Source organism: Streptomyces sp. 8N114 (genome assembly GCF_052245835.1).
Classification (GTDB): Bacteria; Actinomycetota; Actinomycetes; order Streptomycetales; family Streptomycetaceae; genus Streptomyces.
Genome location: NZ_JBQQBT010000004.1, coordinates 458,629 through 475,345 on the forward strand (window position 1 = coordinate 458,629; position 16,717 = coordinate 475,345).

Genomic DNA, 16,717 nt, shown 5'->3' on the forward strand with positions numbered 1-16,717 from the left:
GCCGGAGCGCCTCGTTCCGTACCGGCGTGCGGCGTGTGACGGCGGTTGGCCGCCGCGCGTCGTCTGGCCGCGCTGCTGGGCTCCGAGAGGACCCCGTTCCGCTGCACCCACACCTGCCGGGTGATCCATACGTCGAGCACGGCCCAGGTCGCCACAACGGTGCTGCCGATGGTGGACAGCACCATCGGGAACGCCAGCCAGACAGCGGCCAGCGAGCAGAAGAACGCGACCATGAGCTGCACCAGCGTGAGTGCGGCGATGATCACCGCCCGAACTGCCGCCGCCCGCACCGGGTCCGGCAGCCGGGGTTTCGCATACATCTTTTTCACTCCCCCTTCACTACCCCCCGATCCTCGCACGGTTCCGTAAACGTGTGCTGTGCCACAGACTTCCAACGTCCGGCAGGGCATCGACGGACAACTCGGGATGAGGCACCCTGGACTGCCTGTTCGGAGGCTCATGCAAACCTACGAGTTGCCAGCGCCTCAGTAGTAAGCTCGCGCCGTTTGCTGTCGGTACACGCCCCCGTGCGCTGGGGAAGACGTAGGGGAGGCCATGCGCTTTCGCGGGAAGTCCATCCGCCGGAAGATCGTGGTACTGCTGCTGGTGCCGCTGGTCTCTCTGCTGTCCATCTGGGGCTTCGCGACCTACATCACCGCTGTCGAGGCGAACAGCCTGCTGCGGCTGGACGAGATAACCCGCAAGATCGGCAACCCGACGGAGGACGCCGTCCGGGCCATCCAGCGCGAACGCCTCCAGATCATGGTGCATGTCGCCGATCCGGGTAACAGCCAGGAGCAGACACTCCTGCACCAGCTCCAGGCCACCACGGACCGCAAGGTGGCCGTCGTACGCCGCAACGCGTCCGACAGCGGCATCCGTTCCGACCTGGGCCCGGACTCCAAGGCCCGGCTGGGTGACTTCCTGGACGCGCTGGACGGAATGAAGAGGCTGCGGGAGCGCGTCGAGGAGAACACCGTCACCCGGGGCGGCGCCTTCCAGGCGTACAACGAACTCATCGACCCCGCCTACGCGCTGGTCGACTCGCTCAGCGCCGTCGACGACGTCGATCTGGAGAAGCAGGGCCGCGCCCTCGTCGGCCTGTCCCGCGCCCGTGAATACCTCTCCCGGGAGGACGCGCTGATGGCCGCTGCCTACGCCGCGGGCCAGTTCACCCGGGGTGACCAGCGCGCTCTCTCCGACCGTGTCGCCGAGCGCAACATCGCCTACGAGAGCAACCTCCCCTCGCTTCCCGCCGAGGACCGGCAGCTCTTCGAGAACTACTGGAACAGCAGCGACGGCCGCACCCTGCGCAGCTACGAGGACGCCGTCATCGCCGCCGGACCCCGCACCACCGAAGGGCCGATCGGCGAGGAGCGCTGGCACCTCGGCAACGCCACGGTCCTGGACGACCTCCAGAAGATGGGAGAGCAGGCGCAGAAGCGCTTCCAGAAGCGCGTCGACCCCGTTGCCACCCGGGTGCTCGTCCAGGCCGCAGCCGCCGGAGTGCTCGGCTTCCTCGCCGTGCTGGCCTCCCTCGTCATCTCCATCCGCGTCGCCCGCAGCCTTGTGCGCGATCTCAACACCCTGCGCAAGGAGGCCAACGAGTCGGCCGGCGAACGGCTGCCCAGCGTGATGCGCCGCCTCGCCGCGGGCGACAAGGTGGACGTCGAGACCGAGTCGCCCCGGCTGGAGTACCCCTCGGACGAGATGGGGCAGGTCGGCCAGGCCCTCAACACCCTCCAGCGGGCCGCGGTGGAAGCCGCCGTCAAACAGGCCGACATGCGGCGCGGCGTCTCCGAGGTCTTCGTCAACCTCGCCCGCCGCAACCAGGTGCTGCTGCACCGCCAGCTCACCCTCCTCGACGCCATGGAGCGCCGCACCGAGGACGCGGACGAACTCGCCGACCTCTTCAAGCTGGACCACCTCACCACCCGGATGCGCCGGCACGCCGAGGGCCTGGTCATCCTCTCCGGCGCTGCGCCCTCCCGGCAGTGGCGCAAGCCCGTCCAGCTGATGGACGTCGTACGGGCCGCCGTCGCCGAGGTCGAGGACTACGAGCGGATCGAGGTCCGCAGGCTGCCCCGGCTCGCCGTGGACGGCGCCGCGGTCGCCGACCTGACTCATCTGATCGCCGAACTGCTGGAGAACGCGACGGTGTTCTCCCCGCCGCACACCGCCGTACAGGTGCTGGGGGAGCGGGTCGCCAACGGCTTCACGCTGGAGATCCACGACCGCGGTCTGGGTATGACGGCCGACGCGATGCTGGACGCCAATCTGCGGCTGGCCGAGACGCCCGAGTTCGAGCTGTCCGACACCGACCGGCTCGGCCTGTTCGTCGTCTCACGGCTCGCCCAGCGCCAGGGCGTACGCGTCTCGCTCCAGCCCTCGCCCTACGGCGGCACCACGGCCGTCGTCCTCATCCCCGGCACCGTCCTCACCGAGACCCCCGGCCGGGACGAGGCCCCCGGCCGGGACGGGGACCAGCGCGGGCCGGGCCGTACCGCCATCGAGGCCGGAGGGAAGTCAGCGCGTCCGCTGGACGGGCCCGTCGAACTGGAGGCCCCGTTGGAGGAGGAGCCCCGCGCCTCCCGGGAGACCGGCACCTCGCGGGAGAGCCACGGCGGGCCCCGCAGGCGCGAGCACGGTACGACGTCCGCCTCGGTGGCACCGACGGGTGAGCAGCACCAGCAGACGCGGGACGAAGCCCCTCCCGCCGCCCGCACGGACGCCCACTCCGAGCCGGGCACCGGCTCCGAGCCGGGCGACGGCAGCGAGTCCGGCACCGGCGGCCCGGCACCGCTGCCCCGCCGCCGTCCCGGCGCTCCGGTGCTGGTCTCCGACAACGGGCGCACCGTCGACCCGGACCGCCGGTCCACCGGTGAACGCACCAGCGACAGCGGCCGCGCGCCGCTGCCCCGCCGCAAGCCCCTTACGACCCGCCGGGCGGACCCCGAGCCCCAGACCGAATCGGGACCCCAGACCGAATCGGGGGCCCAGACCGAGTCCGGGCCCCGGCCGGGGTCCGGCGCCAGGCCCGGGGGCACCGCCGGGGACGCGGAGCAGCCGTCAGCGCAGTCCGAGCCGGCGCAGGGCCGGGTCGGCGGCCTGCCGCGCCGGGTGCGGCAGGCCAGCCTCGCGCCGCAGCTCAAGGCCGAGACCTCAACCGGTAACACCCGCATGCCGCAGGCTCAGTCGGGCACCCAGGGATCCAGCACGCCCGACGTCGACGATCGCGACGCCGACGAAGTGCGCAGCAGAATGGCCTCCCTCCAGCGCGGCTGGGAACGCGGCAGACGCGAGAGCGAACCGCCGCACGACGCGGGGGAGTCAGCACCAGGAACAACACCGGGAGGGGACGGTCGATGACCGCACCGAACGCCGCATCGCACAACGCCGGAAGCGGTGAGCTCAACTGGCTCCTCGACGAGCTGGTCCAGCGCGTCGGCAGTATCCGCAAGGCGCTCGTGCTCTCCGGGGACGGCCTCGCCAGAGGCGCCTCGGAGGGACTCACCCGGGAGGACAGCGAGCACCTGGCGGCCGTCGCCTCCGGGTTCCACAGCCTCGCCAAGGGCGTCGGCCGGCACTTCGGGGTCGGCGGCGTACGGCAGACCGTGGTCGAGCTGGAGGAGGCGTTCCTCTTCGTGACGGCAGCCGGCGACGGAAGCTGCCTGGCCGTCCTGACCGACGCCGAAGCCGATGTCGGCCAGGTCGCCTACGAGATGACGCTCCTGGTCAAGCGCGTCGGGGTACATCTGGGCACCCCGACACGCAGCACGCCGGCCGACTGACCGCACGCCGGGGGCGACGGGACGACGGGACGACGGACAAGGGAGCGAGAGGACGGGGCCGGCCATGACGAACCGCTGGTTCGACGATGCAGGACCCGTGGTGCGCCCGTACGCGATGACCCGGGGCCGCACCCGCAGCGGCGCGAAGGACACGCAGCTCGACCTCATCGCCCTCGTCATCGCCGACAGCCCGGACGCGGCGGAGCCGGACGCCGGATCCGCCGCGGAGGGCGAGCTCCTTCCGGAGGAGGAGGACAAGCTCCTCACGGACCACGCGTTCGTGCCCGAGCACTTCGACATCCTCGCGCTCTGCCGCCGCTCCCCCCTCTCGGTGGCCGAGGTGGCGGCCGAACTCGACCTACCCGTGGGGGTGGTACGCGTCCTGATCGGCGACCTGGTGGAGGCCGACCTGGTGCGCGTCACCCGCCCCGTCCCTCCGGCGGAGCTGCCGGACGAGAGCATCCTCAGAGAGGTGATCAATGGTCTTCGGGCGCTCTAAGCGGGGCGGCAGAACGGCCCCGGCCGAACCGGTGACACTGAAGATACTGGTGGCCGGGGGCTTCGGTGTCGGCAAGACCACGCTGGTGGGAGCGGTCAGCGAGATCAGACCGCTGCGCACCGAGGAGCTGCTGACCGAGGCCAGTCGCCCCTTGGACAGCACCAAAGGGGTGGAGTCGAAGTCCACGACGACGGTCGCCATGGACTTCGGCCGCATCACCATCAACGACGGACTCGTGCTCTATCTGTTCGGCACACCGGGCCAGGACCGATTCTGGTTCCTGTGGGACGAACTGGCGACCGGCGCACTCGGCGCCGTCGTGCTCGCCGACACCCGGCGACTGGACAACTGCTTCGCCGCGATCGACTACTTCGAGCGCCGCAGCATCCCCTTCACCGTGGCGGTCAACTGCTTCGACGACGCCGAGCGGTACCCCGCCGAGACCCTCCGTGAAGCCCTCGACCTCGACGGGGGCGTCCCCCTCCTGCTGTGCGACGCCCGGCAGCGCGAGTCCGCGCGGGACGTGCTCATCTCGGTGGTCGAGCACGCCATGCACCACGCCAGCCTGGCAGGGGCCCCCACCGACAACTGAGTCCGGTACGGGGTGCCCCTGCACGACGGTTGCGGGCTGCGGGTCAGTCGTGGCTGGTCGCGCAGTTCCCCGCGCCCCTTACGGGGCGCGTCCCCTGGGAGAAGCTTGGGCAGTCTGCTCCCCCAAGCTCTTCGAGCAGGGGGCAAGCCCTAGTCCGACTTCTCCCACCCAAAGCTGCGATCGACGGCCTTGTGCCAGTTCGCGTACTCGCGGTCACGCTCCTCCGCGCTCATCGACGGAGTCCACTCCGCGTCGCGCTTCCAGTGGGCCCGCAGCTCGTCCAGATCGGACCAGACCCCCGTCGCCAGGCCGGCGGCGTAGGCGGCGCCCAGGCAGGTGGTCTCGGCGACCACGGGCCGGATCACCGGAACGCCGAGCACATCGGCCTGGTGCTGCATCAGCAGGCTGTTGGCCGTCATTCCGCCGTCCACCTTCAGCGTGGTGATCTCCACCCCGCTGTCCTGGTACATCGCGTCGACGACCTCGCGGGTCTGCCAGCTTGTCGCCTCCAGCACGGCCCGCGCCAGGTGCGCCTTGGTCACATACCGGGTCAGCCCGGCGATGACACCGCGCGCGTCCGAACGCCAGTACGGGGCGAACAGTCCGGAGAACGCCGGCACGATGTAGGCACCGCCGTTGTCCTCGACGCTGGCGGCCAGCGGTTCGATCTCGGAGGCGTCGTTGATGAATCCCAGCTGGTCGCGGAACCACTGCACCAGCGCGCCGGTGATCGCGATGGAGCCCTCCAGGCAGTAGACCGGCGCCTCGTCGCCCAGCCGGTAGCCCATCGTGGTGATCAGCCCGTGCTTGCTGGGCACGGGCCTGCTGCCGGTGTTCAGCAGCAGGAAGGAGCCGGTGCCGTAGGTGTTCTTGGCCTCGCCGACGCCGTAGCAGGTCTGTCCGAAAACAGCCGCCTGCTGGTCACCGAGCGCCGAGGCCACCGGCACGCCCGCGAGCTGCCCGACAGCCGTGCCGTACACCTCCGAGGAGGACCTGATCTCCGGCAGCACGGCAGCGGGCACGTTCATCGCGTCCAGCACCGACTGGTCCCACTCCATGGACTCCAGGTTCATCAGCATGGTGCGGGAGGCGTTGGTGACGTCGGTGACATGCCGGCCGCCGTCGGTGCCGCCGGTCAGATTCCAGATCAGCCAGGAGTCGATGGTGCCGAACGCGATCTCCCCGTTGGCGGCGCGCTGCCGCAGCCCCGGTACGTTGTCCAGCAGCCAGGCGACCTTCGGCCCGGCGAAGTAGCTGGCCAGCGGCAGGCCCGTACGGTCGCGGAAGCGGTCCTGGCCCACCTCGCCGCCCAGCTCGGTGCAGAGCGCGGAGGTGCGGGTGTCCTGCCAGACGATGGCGTTGTGCACCGGCTCGCCCGTCGCACGGTCCCACAGCACCGTCGTCTCGCGCTGGTTGGTGATGCCGATGGCGCTGAGCTGGTCGGCGCGCAGCCCCGCGCGCTCCAACGCGCCGCCGACCACTGCCTGGACCTTGGTCCAGATCTCGCTTGCGTCGTGCTCCACCCAGCCGGGTTTCGGGAAGATCTGGCGGTGCTCCTGCTGGTCGACGGCGACGATCCCGCCCTGCTGGTCGAAGACGATGCAGCGGCTGGAGGTGGTGCCCTGGTCGATGGCAGCGACGTACTTGTCCGTCATGGTTTGACGACCCCTCGATAGGTGCGTTCGGACGTCACGATCAGAATGCGGCCTTGCGGAGCGGCACGCCGAAGCCCCGCCGAGCAGAGCCGTCAGGCCCCGCCGATCGGCGGCTCCACCCGGCATCACGGCGGTGTCCGCGACGAGCGTGACGGCAGTGTTCAGCCCAGCTGAGAGGCAGTCAAGGCCAGGCGCACAACCGGGACGTCGCGCCCCGTCTGCGACGCTCCCGTCGCGACTGTCACCGAGGTGTCACCAGATCCTCACGCCCCCGTACGTACCCCCGCTCACGCGAACCGGCCCGCGGGGTCGGGCGTCCACACAGAACGAGGACGGCGGCACGGGACCGACGGGGGTGGCCCCGAGCCGCCGTTTCTCACTTCCCTCTGCTCCGTACCCTGCTGGATCCCTGGCCGATCCCTGGTGGAGAGGGCTCGCCCCCTGGTAGAGGAGAGGGGCATGAGACGCATCCGCACCGCATCGCACGCCCCGCTCGCCGCGGCCGGCGTCCTCCTGGCCCTCGCCGTCGCCCCGGCTCCCGCGGCGCAAGCCGCGTCCGGGCAGGGCCACGAGCCCAAGGCACCGGAGGAGTTCGTCGCCCTGCACGACGTGGCCCCGAGCATCCGGCAGGACATCCGCTACTTCACCGAGCACAACTTCGTCGGCGAACCCATCGACGGCTACCGCCAGCCGATGTGCATCGTCACCAAGGACACGGCCAAGGCGCTCGCCCGGGCCCAGCGCTCCCTCCTCAGCCGCGGCTACACGCTCAAGGTCTACGACTGCTACCGCCCGCAGCGTGCCGTCGACCACTTCGTGCGCTGGGCCAAGGACCTGGACGACGAGAAGATGAAGCCCGAGTTCTACCCCCGCGTCGAGAAGAACCGGCTCTTCGAGGACGGCTACATCGCGGAGAAGTCGGGACACAGCCGCGGCAGCACCGTCGACATCACCGTCGTCAAGCTGCCCGCCAAGCCCACCCGCCCCTACCACCCCGGCGAGCCGCTGGTGCCCTGCTACGCCCCCAAGGAGGAACGGTTCCCCGACAACTCCGTCGACACGGGCACCGGCTTCGACTGCTTCGACACCCTCTCTCACACCGATGACCCCCGCATCACCGGGGAACAGCGCGCCAACCGGCAGTTGCTGAAGACCACCCTGGAGCGCGAGGGCTTCACCAACCTCCCGGAGGAATGGTGGCACTTCACCCATAAGCCGGAGACCTTCCCCGACACCTACTTCGACTTCCCCGTCTCCCGCCACTCGCTGACCCCGCCCCACTGAGGCCACACGCCACTGGGGCCACCCGGAATCGCACATGTGGCTCCAGTGGCCCCGCCATGGGCGCTACGTTGTGGCAGCAGTCGGACATCCACGCAGCCGAGCAGGGGAGCCAGCCATGACGGACCGCACGGAGCGGGCGCAGCAGCCCGCGACGGAGATCGACACCACGGTCCCGCACTCCGCGCGCATCTGGAACTATCTCCTGGGCGGCAAGGACCACTACGCCGTCGACCGCGCTGCAGGCGACCAGGTCTGCGCGATCTTCCCCGGGATGGTCGACATCACCCGCCACTCCCGCGCCTTCACCGGCCGGGTCGTACGCCACCTCGCGGGAGAGGTGGGGATCCGGCAGTTCCTCGACATCGGCACCGGCCTGCCCACCGTCGACAACACCCACGAGATCGCCCAGCGGGTGGCCCCGGAGTGCCGCATCGTCTACGTCGACAACGACCCCCTCGTCCTCGCTCACGCCCAGGCACTGCTCACCAGCACCCGCGAGGGCTCGACCAGTTATCTGCACGCCGACGTACGCGATCCGGCAAGCATCCTCGCCGCGGCAGCCGACAGCCTCGACTTCGGGCAGCCCGTCGGACTGATGCTGATGGGCATCCTCGGCCTGGTCAGCGACTACGACGAGGCGCGCGAGGTGACTGCCGAACTGCTGGCCGCGCTGCCGTCCGGCAGCTACCTGGGCTACAACGACGGCAGCACGACCGACCCCGCCTACGTCAAGGCCATCAGCCGCTTCAACGACCGCAGCGGCGCCGTGCCCTACACCCCCCGCACCCCCCAGCAGATGGCGGGCTTCTTCGAGGGGCTCGAACTGCTGGAGCCCGGCATCGTCTCCTGCCCACACTGGCGCCCCGAAGCGCTCCCGTTCGGCGAACCGCCCGAGGTCGCCGTCTACGGCGGAGTCGGCCGCAAGCACTGATCGTGGGGCGTTTTCCGGGGAGAGGGTGCCCCTGACGGATGCTTGCGGGCTACGGCTCGTTGTGGTTGCTCGCGCAGTTCCCCGCGCCCCTGACGGGGCGTGTTCTCCCTGCTGCGCTTGGGAGGGTCTGCGCCTGGGGGTACCCCCTGCTCGAAGCAGCTTGGGGGAGCAGGGCCGGCATGCCGGGCACGCACGACCCGCCGGGCAAGCCCTAACAGGCCGCCGGTCCCACAGGCCCCCGCACTCGTACGACGTACCCCACCGCACCACCGCCCTCCCGCTCCACCGCCACAGAACCGTCTTCCGCACCGCGCACAGTGAACCGCTCCGCCGCCGGCCGCTCCCATCCGTCACCCGGATCCGGGATCAGCAGCCCGCCCCCGGTACGTCCTGGCGCCGGCGGCCACACCTCCAGCTCCGTACGCCCGTCCGGGCCCCGCACCGGCATCGCAGCCCCCGCCCGCGCCAGCACGGGAAGCCGCCCCAGCGGCGCCGCCACCCGCACCGTGGCCGGGCCCTGGTAGCCGCGCCCGGTGTCGGTGTCGTACCACCGGCCCGCCGGCAGCCGCACCGTACGCGACCGCACCCCCCGCTCCAGCACCGGCGCCACCAGCAGCGCATCACCCAGCAGGAACGCGTCCTCGCAGTCACGCAGCGCCCGGTCCCGCGGATGCTGCCACCACACCGGCCGCACGTAAGGGGCGCCGGTACGGTGCGCCAGCTGAGCCAGCGTCAGCAAGTACGGCTCCAGCCGCTCCCGCTCCGCCAGGGCGGCCCGCACATGCTCCAGCACCTCCTCGCCGAACCCCCATGGCGCCCCCGCGGGATCCGCGGCGGTATGCGTACGGAAGAGCGGCAGATACGCGGCCAGCTGGAACCAGCGCAGATACAGCTCGGGGGAGGGCCGCCCGGTGTCACCGCCGACATCCGGACCCGCGTACGGCACCCCGCACAACCCCAGGCCCAGCACCAGCGACAGCGCGGCCCGCAGCCCGGCCCAGCCGGTCTCCAACTCGGCGGCCGCGGCACCGCCGTACCGCTGGGTCCCCGCCCACCCCGCACGGGAGAGCACGAACGGGCGCTCCCCGGGGCGCAGCTCCCGCAGCCCCGCGAACCCGGCCTTCGCCATCGTCAGGGCGTAGACGTTGTGGCCCTCACGGTGATCGCCGCCTCGGCCCTCCAGCGCGTGCCGTGCCGAGAGCGGCAGCGTCCGGTCGCCGAACGCGCACAGCGACACCGGCTCATCCCCGGTGTGCCACACTCCGGCGAAGCCCTGCTCCAACGGCTCCGCGTACAGCGCACCCCACCACTTGCGCACCCGCCGGTCGGTGAAGTCGGGGAAGACCACTTCCCCGCAGAGCGCACGGCCCAGCACCGTCCGCTCCCGCGCGTCCCGTACGAACAGGTCGGCGGCGCCGCCGCTGTCGAACAGCGGATCGCCGGCCTCGGCCCGCACCCCCGGCTCCACCACCGACACCAGCCGCACCCCGGCCTCCCGCAGCCCCGCCATCGGTCGCGGAAGCCCCGGGAAGCGTGGCGTGTCCCCCGTGGCGCCGCGAGGGCTGCGGCCGTGCGCGGTGTCCAGATGCAGCGCGCCCAGCGGCAGCCCGCGCTCCCGGTGGCCGTCCACCAACTCCCGCACCGCCCGCTCTCCGCCCGCACCCCGGAGCGCGTGCTGGTGGCCCAGCGCCCAACGTGGCGGCACCGCCGGGGCCCCGGTGAGCGCTGCCCAGCCGTGCAGCACACGGGAGGGAGCGCCCGCCACCACCCAGTACCGCATCGGCCCGCCGTCCATCCGCACCTCGCACCGCCCGGGGCGGTCGTGCCCCGAGCCCTGCCCCTCCGCGCCCTCCCGCACGGTCACCGAACCGTCCCAGGGGTTGTCGTGGAAGACGAGCAGCGTGCCCGCGTCCGCCACGCTCACCAGCACTGGCATGGTGACCGACAGCGGGTCGGTGCCCGGACCGCAGGGCCCGGCGTCGGTGTTCCACAGCCGGTACTTGCCCGTCCGCAGCCGGGGCCCCGCGGCCCTGCCGCCCAGCCCGAAGAACCGTGTGTCACAGGGGAGTTCGGACCGCTGCATCCACCGCGGCCCGGCGTCGGCCTCCGCCTCCTCGGCACCCTTCTCCGCGCTCTCCCACCACCGGGGCGGCTGGTCCCGGCGCAGCAGCGCGCCACCCGGGGTGCGCATCTCCACGGCACCGTGCCGGGAGACGATCACCAGCATCCGCTCGGAGACCACCCGCCAGCCGCCGTCCTTGTCCGGCTCCAGCCGCGCCCGCGGATCGGGCTCCGGGCACGCGCCCACCAGCGCGTACGACGGCTCCGGCGCCGCGCCGTCCCACCCGAGGAACACCGCGCCGCCCACCGTCACCCGCACATCCAGCACCGACCGCGCGAAGCTCACCCTGCCGCCGCCCGGCCCCGGCTCCGCACCCGCCGCCTCACCCGGCGTACGGGCCCGCTCCGCGCGCTGCCGGGGCAGCCCCACCGCGTCAGCCCGCCGTCTGCGCCACGCCGCGCGCAGCGCCCGTATCCCCAGCCCTCCGCCCCCCGTACCGACAACCGTCACCGACCGCACCAGGCCCCGCCCTTCCATGCTGCTCAGCCTGCCATCGGCAACCCCACACGTCAGGGCTGTTAAACGGCCGTTCACCCGCTGGTCACCATGGTTTCTGGGGGCTCCGCACACTCCCCGCAGCCGCGCTGTGTGACTCCTGCCCTGGCACAACGGATGATCAGATGGCATCGTCCCGCGCGAAGGGACGCGACGACGCGTACAGGACGCAGGGAGCCGCCATGACCGCAGCGCACAGCGACAGGACCGCTCAGACCTCACACGTCTCGCAGCCCTCACAGCCCTCGCAGCCCGAGGCGCTCTGGCGGCCAGATCCCGGCGACTTCCCCTCGGCCCGCCTCACCCGGTTCCAGGACTGGGCAGCCCGCCACCATGGCGCCCCGGCCCCCGACCCGGCCGACCCCGTCGCCTCGTACGCCGCGTTGCACCGCTGGTCCACCGAGCACCTGGCCACCTTCTGGGGCGCGTTCGCCGAATGGTCCGGCATCCGCTTCAGCACCCCGTACGAGACCGTCCTCGCCGACGCGCGCATGCCCGGCGCCCGCTGGTTCCCCGGCGCCACCCTCAACTACGCCGAGCACGCGCTGCGTCCGGCCGAGGACCCCGCGCGCGCCGCCGAGCCCGCCCTGCTGCACGTCGACGAGTCCCACGAGCCAGCGCCGGTCAGCTGGACCGAACTGCGCGCCCAGGTCGCCTCCCTCTCCCAGGAGCTGCGCCGCCTCGGTGTACGCGCCGGCGACCGGGTCAGCGGCTATCTGCCCAACGTCCCGCAGGCGGCCGTCGCCCTCCTGGCCACCGCAGCGGTCGGCGGCGTATGGACCTCCTGCGCACCCGACTTCGGAGCCCGCAGCGTCCTGGACCGCTTCCAGCAGGTCGAGCCCGTCGTCCTGTTCACCGTCGACGGCTACCACTACGGGGGCAAGGAACACGACCGCAGCGAGACCGTCGCCCAACTCCGCACGGAACTGCCCACCCTCCGCGCCGTCGTCCACGTACCGCTGCTGGGCACCCCGGCCCCGGAGGGCGCACTCGAGTGGGCGGACCTCACCTCCCTCGACGCCGAACCCCACTACGAGCAGGTGCCCTTCGACCACCCGCTGTGGGTCCTCTACTCCTCCGGCACCACAGGACTGCCCAAGGCCATCGTCCAGTCCCAGGGCGGCATCCTGATCGAACACCTCAAGCAGCTCACGCTGCACAACGACATGGGACCCGGCGACCGCTTCTTCTGGTTCACCTCCACCGGCTGGATGATGTGGAACCTGCTGGTATCCGGCCTGCTCACCGGCGCCACCGTCGTCACCTACGACGGCAGCCCCGGCTACCCCGACACGGCAGCACAGTGGCGCGTCGCCGAACGCACCGGTACGACGATCTACGGCACCTCCGCCGCCTACGTCATGGCCTGCCGCAAGGCCGGCATCCACCCGGGGCGCGACTTCGACCTCTCCCGGGTCAAGTGCGTGGCCACCACCGGCTCCCCGCTGCCGCCCGACGGCTTCCGCTGGATCCACGACGAGGTCTCGCCCGACATGTGGATCGCCTCCGTCAGCGGCGGCACCGATGTGTGCAGCTGCTTCGCCGGCGCCGTTCCCACGCTTCCCGTCCACACCGGCGAACTCCAGGCCCCCTCCCTCGCCACCGACCTCGCCGCCTGGGACCCGCAGGGCAAGCCACTGGTGGACGAGGTCGGCGAATTGGTCGTCACCCAGCCCATGCCCTCCATGCCCGTCCGGTTCTGGAACGACCCGGACGGCTCCCGCTACCACGACAGCTACTTCGACATGTACCCCGGCGTCTGGCGGCACGGCGACTGGATCACCCTCACCAACCGCAACACCGTGATCATCCACGGCCGTTCCGACTCCACCCTCAACCGCCAGGGCGTCCGGATGGGCTCCGCCGACATCTACGAGGCCGTCGAACGCCTCCCCGAGATCCGCGAGTCCCTCGTCATCGGCGTCGAACAGCCCGACGGCGGCTACTGGATGCCGCTCTTCGTCCACCTCGCCGAGGGCGCCGTCCTGGACGACGCCCTGCGGGACCGCGTCAAGCAGACCATCCGGCAGAGCCTCTCGCCCCGGCACGTGCCCGACGAGATCATCGAGATCCCCGCCGTCCCGCACACCCTCACCGGCAAGCGCCTGGAGGTCCCCGTCAAACGGCTCCTCCAGGGCACCGCCATGGAGAAAGCCGTCAACCCCGGCTCCGTGGACAACGCCGAACTGCTCGACTTCTACGCTGAACTGGGCCGCGACCACCCCTGACATTTGCGCTTGGGCAGTCTGCGCCGCCTCCCGAGCTGCGCTTGGGCAGTCTGCTCCCCCAAGCTCTTCGAGCAGGGGGTACCCCCAGGGCGCAGGGTGGGCAAGCGCAGCACCCCTTGCGGGGGAACTGCACATCAGGAGGGGGACCCCGGGGCAGCCCGGGGCCCTCCCCGGGAGTGACGCGGCGTCACTCCCCGGACAGCACCGCCTGCGCCGCAGCCCGCGCATCAGGCCCACTGTCCGCAGTCCGCGCTGCGGCTGCCGCCCGCTCACACTGCGCCAGGGTGTGCTTGGCGAGCTGCGCCCGTACGAACGGGATCGCCGAAGCCCCCATCGACAGGCTCGTCACCCCGAGCCCCGTCAGCACACATGCCAGCAGCGGATCGGAAGCCGCCTCACCGCAGACGCCGCAGCTCTTGCCCTCCGCCTTCGCGGCCTCCGCCGAGACGGCCACCAGATCCAGCAGCGCCGGCTGCCACGGGTCCTGGAGCCGCGAGACGGCACCGACCTGCCGGTCGGCGGCGAAGGTGTACTGCGCCAGGTCGTTGGTGCCCAGCGACAGGAACTCCACCTCCTGCAACACCGAACGGGCCCGCAACGCAGCCGAGGGAATCTCGACCATCGCACCGAACTTCGCGCTCAGTCCCGCCTCCCGGCAGGCGTCCGCGAAGGCCCGCGCATCGGTCCTGTCCGCCACCATCGGCGCCATGACCTCGAGGTACACCGGCAGCCCGTCGGCTGCCTTCGCCAGCGCCCGCAGCTGCTCCTGGAGCACCTCCGGGTGGTCGAGCAGCGTACGGAGCCCGCGCACCCCCAGGGCAGGGTTCGGCTCGTCGGCGGGTGTCAGGAAGCTCAGCGGCTTGTCGGCGCCCGCATCCAGCACCCGCACCACGACGCGCCCCTCCGGGAACGCCTCCAGTACCTGCCGGTACGCCGTGACCTGCTGCTCCTCCGACGGCGCCCGCTCACTGTCGTCCAGGAACAGGAACTCCGTACGGAACAGTCCCACGCCCTCGGCGCCCGCCTCCACGGCCGCCGGCACATCGGCGGGACCGCCCACGTTCGCCAGCAGCGGCACCTTGTGCCCGTCCGAGGTGGCGCCCGGACCGTTGGCGGCCTCCACCGCGGCCTTCCGCTCCTCCGCGGTCCGCGCCAGCTCCTCCCGCTCCGCGTCGGTCGGATTCACCATGACCTCACCGGTGCTGCCGTCCACCGCGACGACGGTGCCCTCGACCAGCTCACCGGCGCCCGGCAGCGCCACCACGGCAGGCACCCCCAGCGCCCGCGCGAGGATGGCACTGTGACTGGTCGGCCCGCCTTCCTCGGTCACGAACCCCAGCACCAGAGCCGGGTCGAGCAGTGCGGTGTCGGCCGGGGCCAGGTCCCGCGCGATCAGTACGTACGGCCGGTCACTGTCCGGCACCCCCGGCATCGGCACGCCCAGCAGCCGCGCCACGATGCGGTTCCGTACGTCGTCCAGGTCCGCCACCCGGCCCGCCAGATAGTCGCCCGCCTGCGCCAACAGCGCACGGTAAGCGGCGAACGCGTCGTAGACCGCGCGCTCGGCCGTGCTGCCCACGGCGATCCGCCGCTCGACATCGGCCATCAGCTCCGGGTCCTGCGCCATCATGGCCTGTGCCTCCAGCACGGCCTGCGCCTCACCCCCGGCGAGATTTCCCCGGGCGACCAGGTCTGCGGCGACGGCCTCCACGGCCTGCCGCGCCCGCTGCTGCTCACGCGGCGCCTCATCGGCCGCGATCTGTTTGGCCGGGGGCTCGAGCACGGCGGTGCCCATGTGCCGCGCCTCGCCGATCGCCACCCCGTGACTCACGCCCACGCCTCGAAGCGTTGTGTCCATCTCACCCGTCTCCGCTCGGCGGCGGCCCCAGGCCACCGCAGTCGTTTCCGCCCGGCCCGTGCACGCGCAGAAGGGGACTCCCGTGACGCGTGGAGGATGACAGGGAGCAGGGCCGGGCCCGTACGCCGTTCGACGTCTGCCGACGTCAGCTCCAGCCGAAGAGCGCCTGTCCGCGCTCGACGTCACCGTCCTCCAGCACATCACCGAGCGCTTCAGCGGTGGCCTCGAGCGCGATGACCGGGGAGATGGGCGACTTCCCCTTCTCCTCCACGGCCGCCGGATCCCAGCGCACCACGGGCTGCCCCCGCGTCACCGAGTCTCCCTTGGCGGCCAGCAGCTCGAAACCCTCTCCGTTCAGCTGCACGGTGTCGATCCCCAGGTGCGTCAGCACCCCGTGCCCCTCGGAGTCCACCACCACGAACGCGTGCGGGTGCAGCGAGACGACGATTCCGTCGACGGGCGCCACCGCCTCCGTGCGCTCCCGCACGGGGTCGACGGCGGTACCGGGGCCCACCATCGCCCCGGAGAACACCGGATCCGGCACAGCTGCCAAGCCGATAGCGCGTCCGGTCAGCGGGGACGACACGGTGGTCATGGGGGACCTCCCAAGGGCGGAGTCTCGATCAGCCGCCGTCGCTACCTGTCCGGGACGGCGCACCGTGCAGAAGCGTAAGTCATAGGAACAGCTGATTCCGCAAGAGGCGCGGGCGCGCCGTTACCCCCCGCTACCCCTCGTTGCCCCCTGTCAGCGCGCTGTCCATGAGGTACTGGTGGCGACCTCGTGGCGCTGTCGTGGCCCTGCTGTGCAGAACCGATTTGCCTCTGTCGCGCGGACCGCTGTACTGTCGTATGCCTGCCCGGCGCCGATCGCGAGGGCAGCACTTCCAAAACCTCACCGCTTTCGGTCCGTCGGCTGCGTGCGCTTCGGCGCAAAGTGGTTTCGGGTCACCGAAATCGCGGTGGTAGTCTTGGAAAGAAGCGAAGGGCAAACGTCCGGAGAAGCCGGTGAGACGGTTTCGAAGGAAGCGTCCGTTCCTTGAGAACTCAACAGCGTGCCAAAAGTCAACGCCAGATATGTTGATACCCCGGCCTGTCGACGGTCTTGTTGTCGGCGGGTTGAGGTTCCTTTGAAAAAATTACAGCGAGGACGCTGTGGACCGGGGGATTATTCCTCTCCTGGTTCCGCTCTTCCGCGAATTTGAAGCATTCACGGAGAGTTTGATCCTGGCTCAGGACGAACGCTGGCGGCGTGCTTAACACAT

The 16,717-nt window shown here is 71.4% G+C and carries 12 protein-coding genes; 7 read left to right on the forward strand and 5 right to left on the reverse strand.

The window, feature by feature from the left end:
- Nucleotides 1-555: 555 nt before the first annotated feature.
- From ACTWQF_RS12870 to ACTWQF_RS12885, 4 genes are all read left to right on the forward strand, one after another.
- Nucleotides 556-3,369: a nitrate- and nitrite sensing domain-containing protein gene (locus tag ACTWQF_RS12870; RefSeq protein WP_443279453.1), complete on the forward strand. Its 2,814-nt coding sequence runs from the start codon at nucleotides 556-558 to the stop codon at nucleotides 3,367-3,369.
- Nucleotides 3,366-3,791: a roadblock/LC7 domain-containing protein gene (locus ACTWQF_RS12875; protein WP_443279454.1), complete on the forward strand. Its 426-nt coding sequence runs from the start codon at nucleotides 3,366-3,368 to the stop codon at nucleotides 3,789-3,791. The genes ACTWQF_RS12870 and ACTWQF_RS12875 overlap by 4 nt, the downstream gene beginning before the upstream one ends.
- A gap of 64 nt (nucleotides 3,792-3,855) precedes the next feature.
- Nucleotides 3,856-4,290, forward strand: a complete 435-nt coding sequence (locus ACTWQF_RS12880) for a DUF742 domain-containing protein (RefSeq protein WP_443249731.1) — start codon at nucleotides 3,856-3,858, stop codon at nucleotides 4,288-4,290.
- The gene (locus ACTWQF_RS12885; RefSeq protein ID WP_443279455.1) at nucleotides 4,271-4,882 is read left to right on the forward strand and encodes a GTP-binding protein; all 612 of its coding nucleotides are present in this window, start codon (nucleotides 4,271-4,273) and stop codon (nucleotides 4,880-4,882) included. The genes ACTWQF_RS12880 and ACTWQF_RS12885 overlap by 20 nt, the downstream gene beginning before the upstream one ends.
- A gap of 149 nt (nucleotides 4,883-5,031) precedes the next feature.
- On the opposite strand, the gene glpK is transcribed toward ACTWQF_RS12885, so the two are convergent.
- Nucleotides 5,032-6,537, reverse strand: coding sequence for a glycerol kinase GlpK (glpK, locus tag ACTWQF_RS12890; protein ID WP_443279456.1), 1,506 nt, complete (start codon nucleotides 6,535-6,537; stop codon nucleotides 5,032-5,034).
- A gap of 459 nt (nucleotides 6,538-6,996) precedes the next feature.
- On the opposite strand from glpK, the gene ACTWQF_RS12895 reads away from it, so the two are divergent.
- Together ACTWQF_RS12895 and ACTWQF_RS12900 are read left to right on the forward strand one after the other, a co-directional pair.
- A complete protein-coding gene (locus ACTWQF_RS12895; protein ID WP_443279457.1) occupies nucleotides 6,997-7,821 on the forward strand; it encodes a M15 family metallopeptidase in 825 nt (274 codons plus the stop codon).
- Nucleotides 7,822-7,936: 115 nt separating this feature from the next.
- Complete coding sequence (locus ACTWQF_RS12900) at nucleotides 7,937-8,752, forward strand: SAM-dependent methyltransferase (protein WP_443279458.1); 816 nt, start codon at nucleotides 7,937-7,939, stop codon at nucleotides 8,750-8,752.
- A 211-nt stretch (nucleotides 8,753-8,963) separates the two neighbouring features.
- On the opposite strand, the gene ACTWQF_RS12905 is transcribed toward ACTWQF_RS12900, so the two are convergent.
- Nucleotides 8,964-11,351, reverse strand: a complete 2,388-nt coding sequence (locus tag ACTWQF_RS12905) for a glycoside hydrolase family 31 protein (protein ID WP_443279459.1) — start codon at nucleotides 11,349-11,351, stop codon at nucleotides 8,964-8,966.
- Nucleotides 11,352-11,551: 200 nt separating this feature from the next.
- Between ACTWQF_RS12905 and ACTWQF_RS12910 the strand changes: the two genes are divergently transcribed.
- On the forward strand, nucleotides 11,552-13,597 hold the full coding sequence (locus ACTWQF_RS12910) for an acetoacetate--CoA ligase (RefSeq protein ID WP_443279460.1): 2,046 nt from the start codon (nucleotides 11,552-11,554) through the stop codon (nucleotides 13,595-13,597).
- A 187-nt stretch (nucleotides 13,598-13,784) separates the two neighbouring features.
- Here the strand turns inward: ACTWQF_RS12910 and ptsP are convergent, their stop codons facing one another.
- From ptsP to ACTWQF_RS12925, 3 genes are all read right to left on the reverse strand, one after another.
- Nucleotides 13,785-15,455, reverse strand: a complete 1,671-nt coding sequence (gene ptsP / locus ACTWQF_RS12915) for a phosphoenolpyruvate--protein phosphotransferase (RefSeq protein WP_443279461.1) — start codon at nucleotides 15,453-15,455, stop codon at nucleotides 13,785-13,787.
- A 145-nt stretch (nucleotides 15,456-15,600) separates the two neighbouring features.
- Entirely contained in the window at nucleotides 15,601-16,050 is a 450-nt protein-coding gene (locus tag ACTWQF_RS12920; RefSeq protein WP_443279462.1) for a PTS sugar transporter subunit IIA, read from the reverse strand.
- Nucleotides 16,051-16,517: 467 nt separating this feature from the next.
- The coding region (locus ACTWQF_RS12925) for a hypothetical protein (RefSeq protein WP_443279463.1) at nucleotides 16,518-16,717 on the reverse strand (200 nt) is incomplete at its 5' end.

Bases quoted from the DNA above. Each gene is read 5' to 3' on its own strand.
- ACTWQF_RS12910 (WP_443279460.1), top strand. From the start codon at position 11,552: ATGACCGCAGCGCACAGCGACAGGACCGCTCAGACCTCACACGTCTCG.
- ACTWQF_RS12920 (WP_443279462.1), bottom strand. From the start codon at position 16,050: ATGACCACCGTGTCGTCCCCGCTGACCGGACGCGCTATCGGCTTGGCA.
- ACTWQF_RS12900 (WP_443279458.1), top strand. From the start codon at position 7,937: ATGACGGACCGCACGGAGCGGGCGCAGCAGCCCGCGACGGAGATCGAC.
- ptsP (WP_443279461.1), bottom strand. From the start codon at position 15,455: ATGGACACAACGCTTCGAGGCGTGGGCGTGAGTCACGGGGTGGCGATC.
- ACTWQF_RS12905 (WP_443279459.1), bottom strand. From the start codon at position 11,351: ATGGAAGGGCGGGGCCTGGTGCGGTCGGTGACGGTTGTCGGTACGGGG.
- ACTWQF_RS12875 (WP_443279454.1), top strand. From the start codon at position 3,366: ATGACCGCACCGAACGCCGCATCGCACAACGCCGGAAGCGGTGAGCTC.
- ACTWQF_RS12895 (WP_443279457.1), top strand. From the start codon at position 6,997: ATGAGACGCATCCGCACCGCATCGCACGCCCCGCTCGCCGCGGCCGGC.
- glpK (WP_443279456.1), bottom strand. From the start codon at position 6,537: ATGACGGACAAGTACGTCGCTGCCATCGACCAGGGCACCACCTCCAGC.
- ACTWQF_RS12880 (WP_443249731.1), top strand. From the start codon at position 3,856: ATGACGAACCGCTGGTTCGACGATGCAGGACCCGTGGTGCGCCCGTAC.
- ACTWQF_RS12885 (WP_443279455.1), top strand. From the start codon at position 4,271: ATGGTCTTCGGGCGCTCTAAGCGGGGCGGCAGAACGGCCCCGGCCGAA.
- ACTWQF_RS12870 (WP_443279453.1), top strand. From the start codon at position 556: ATGCGCTTTCGCGGGAAGTCCATCCGCCGGAAGATCGTGGTACTGCTG.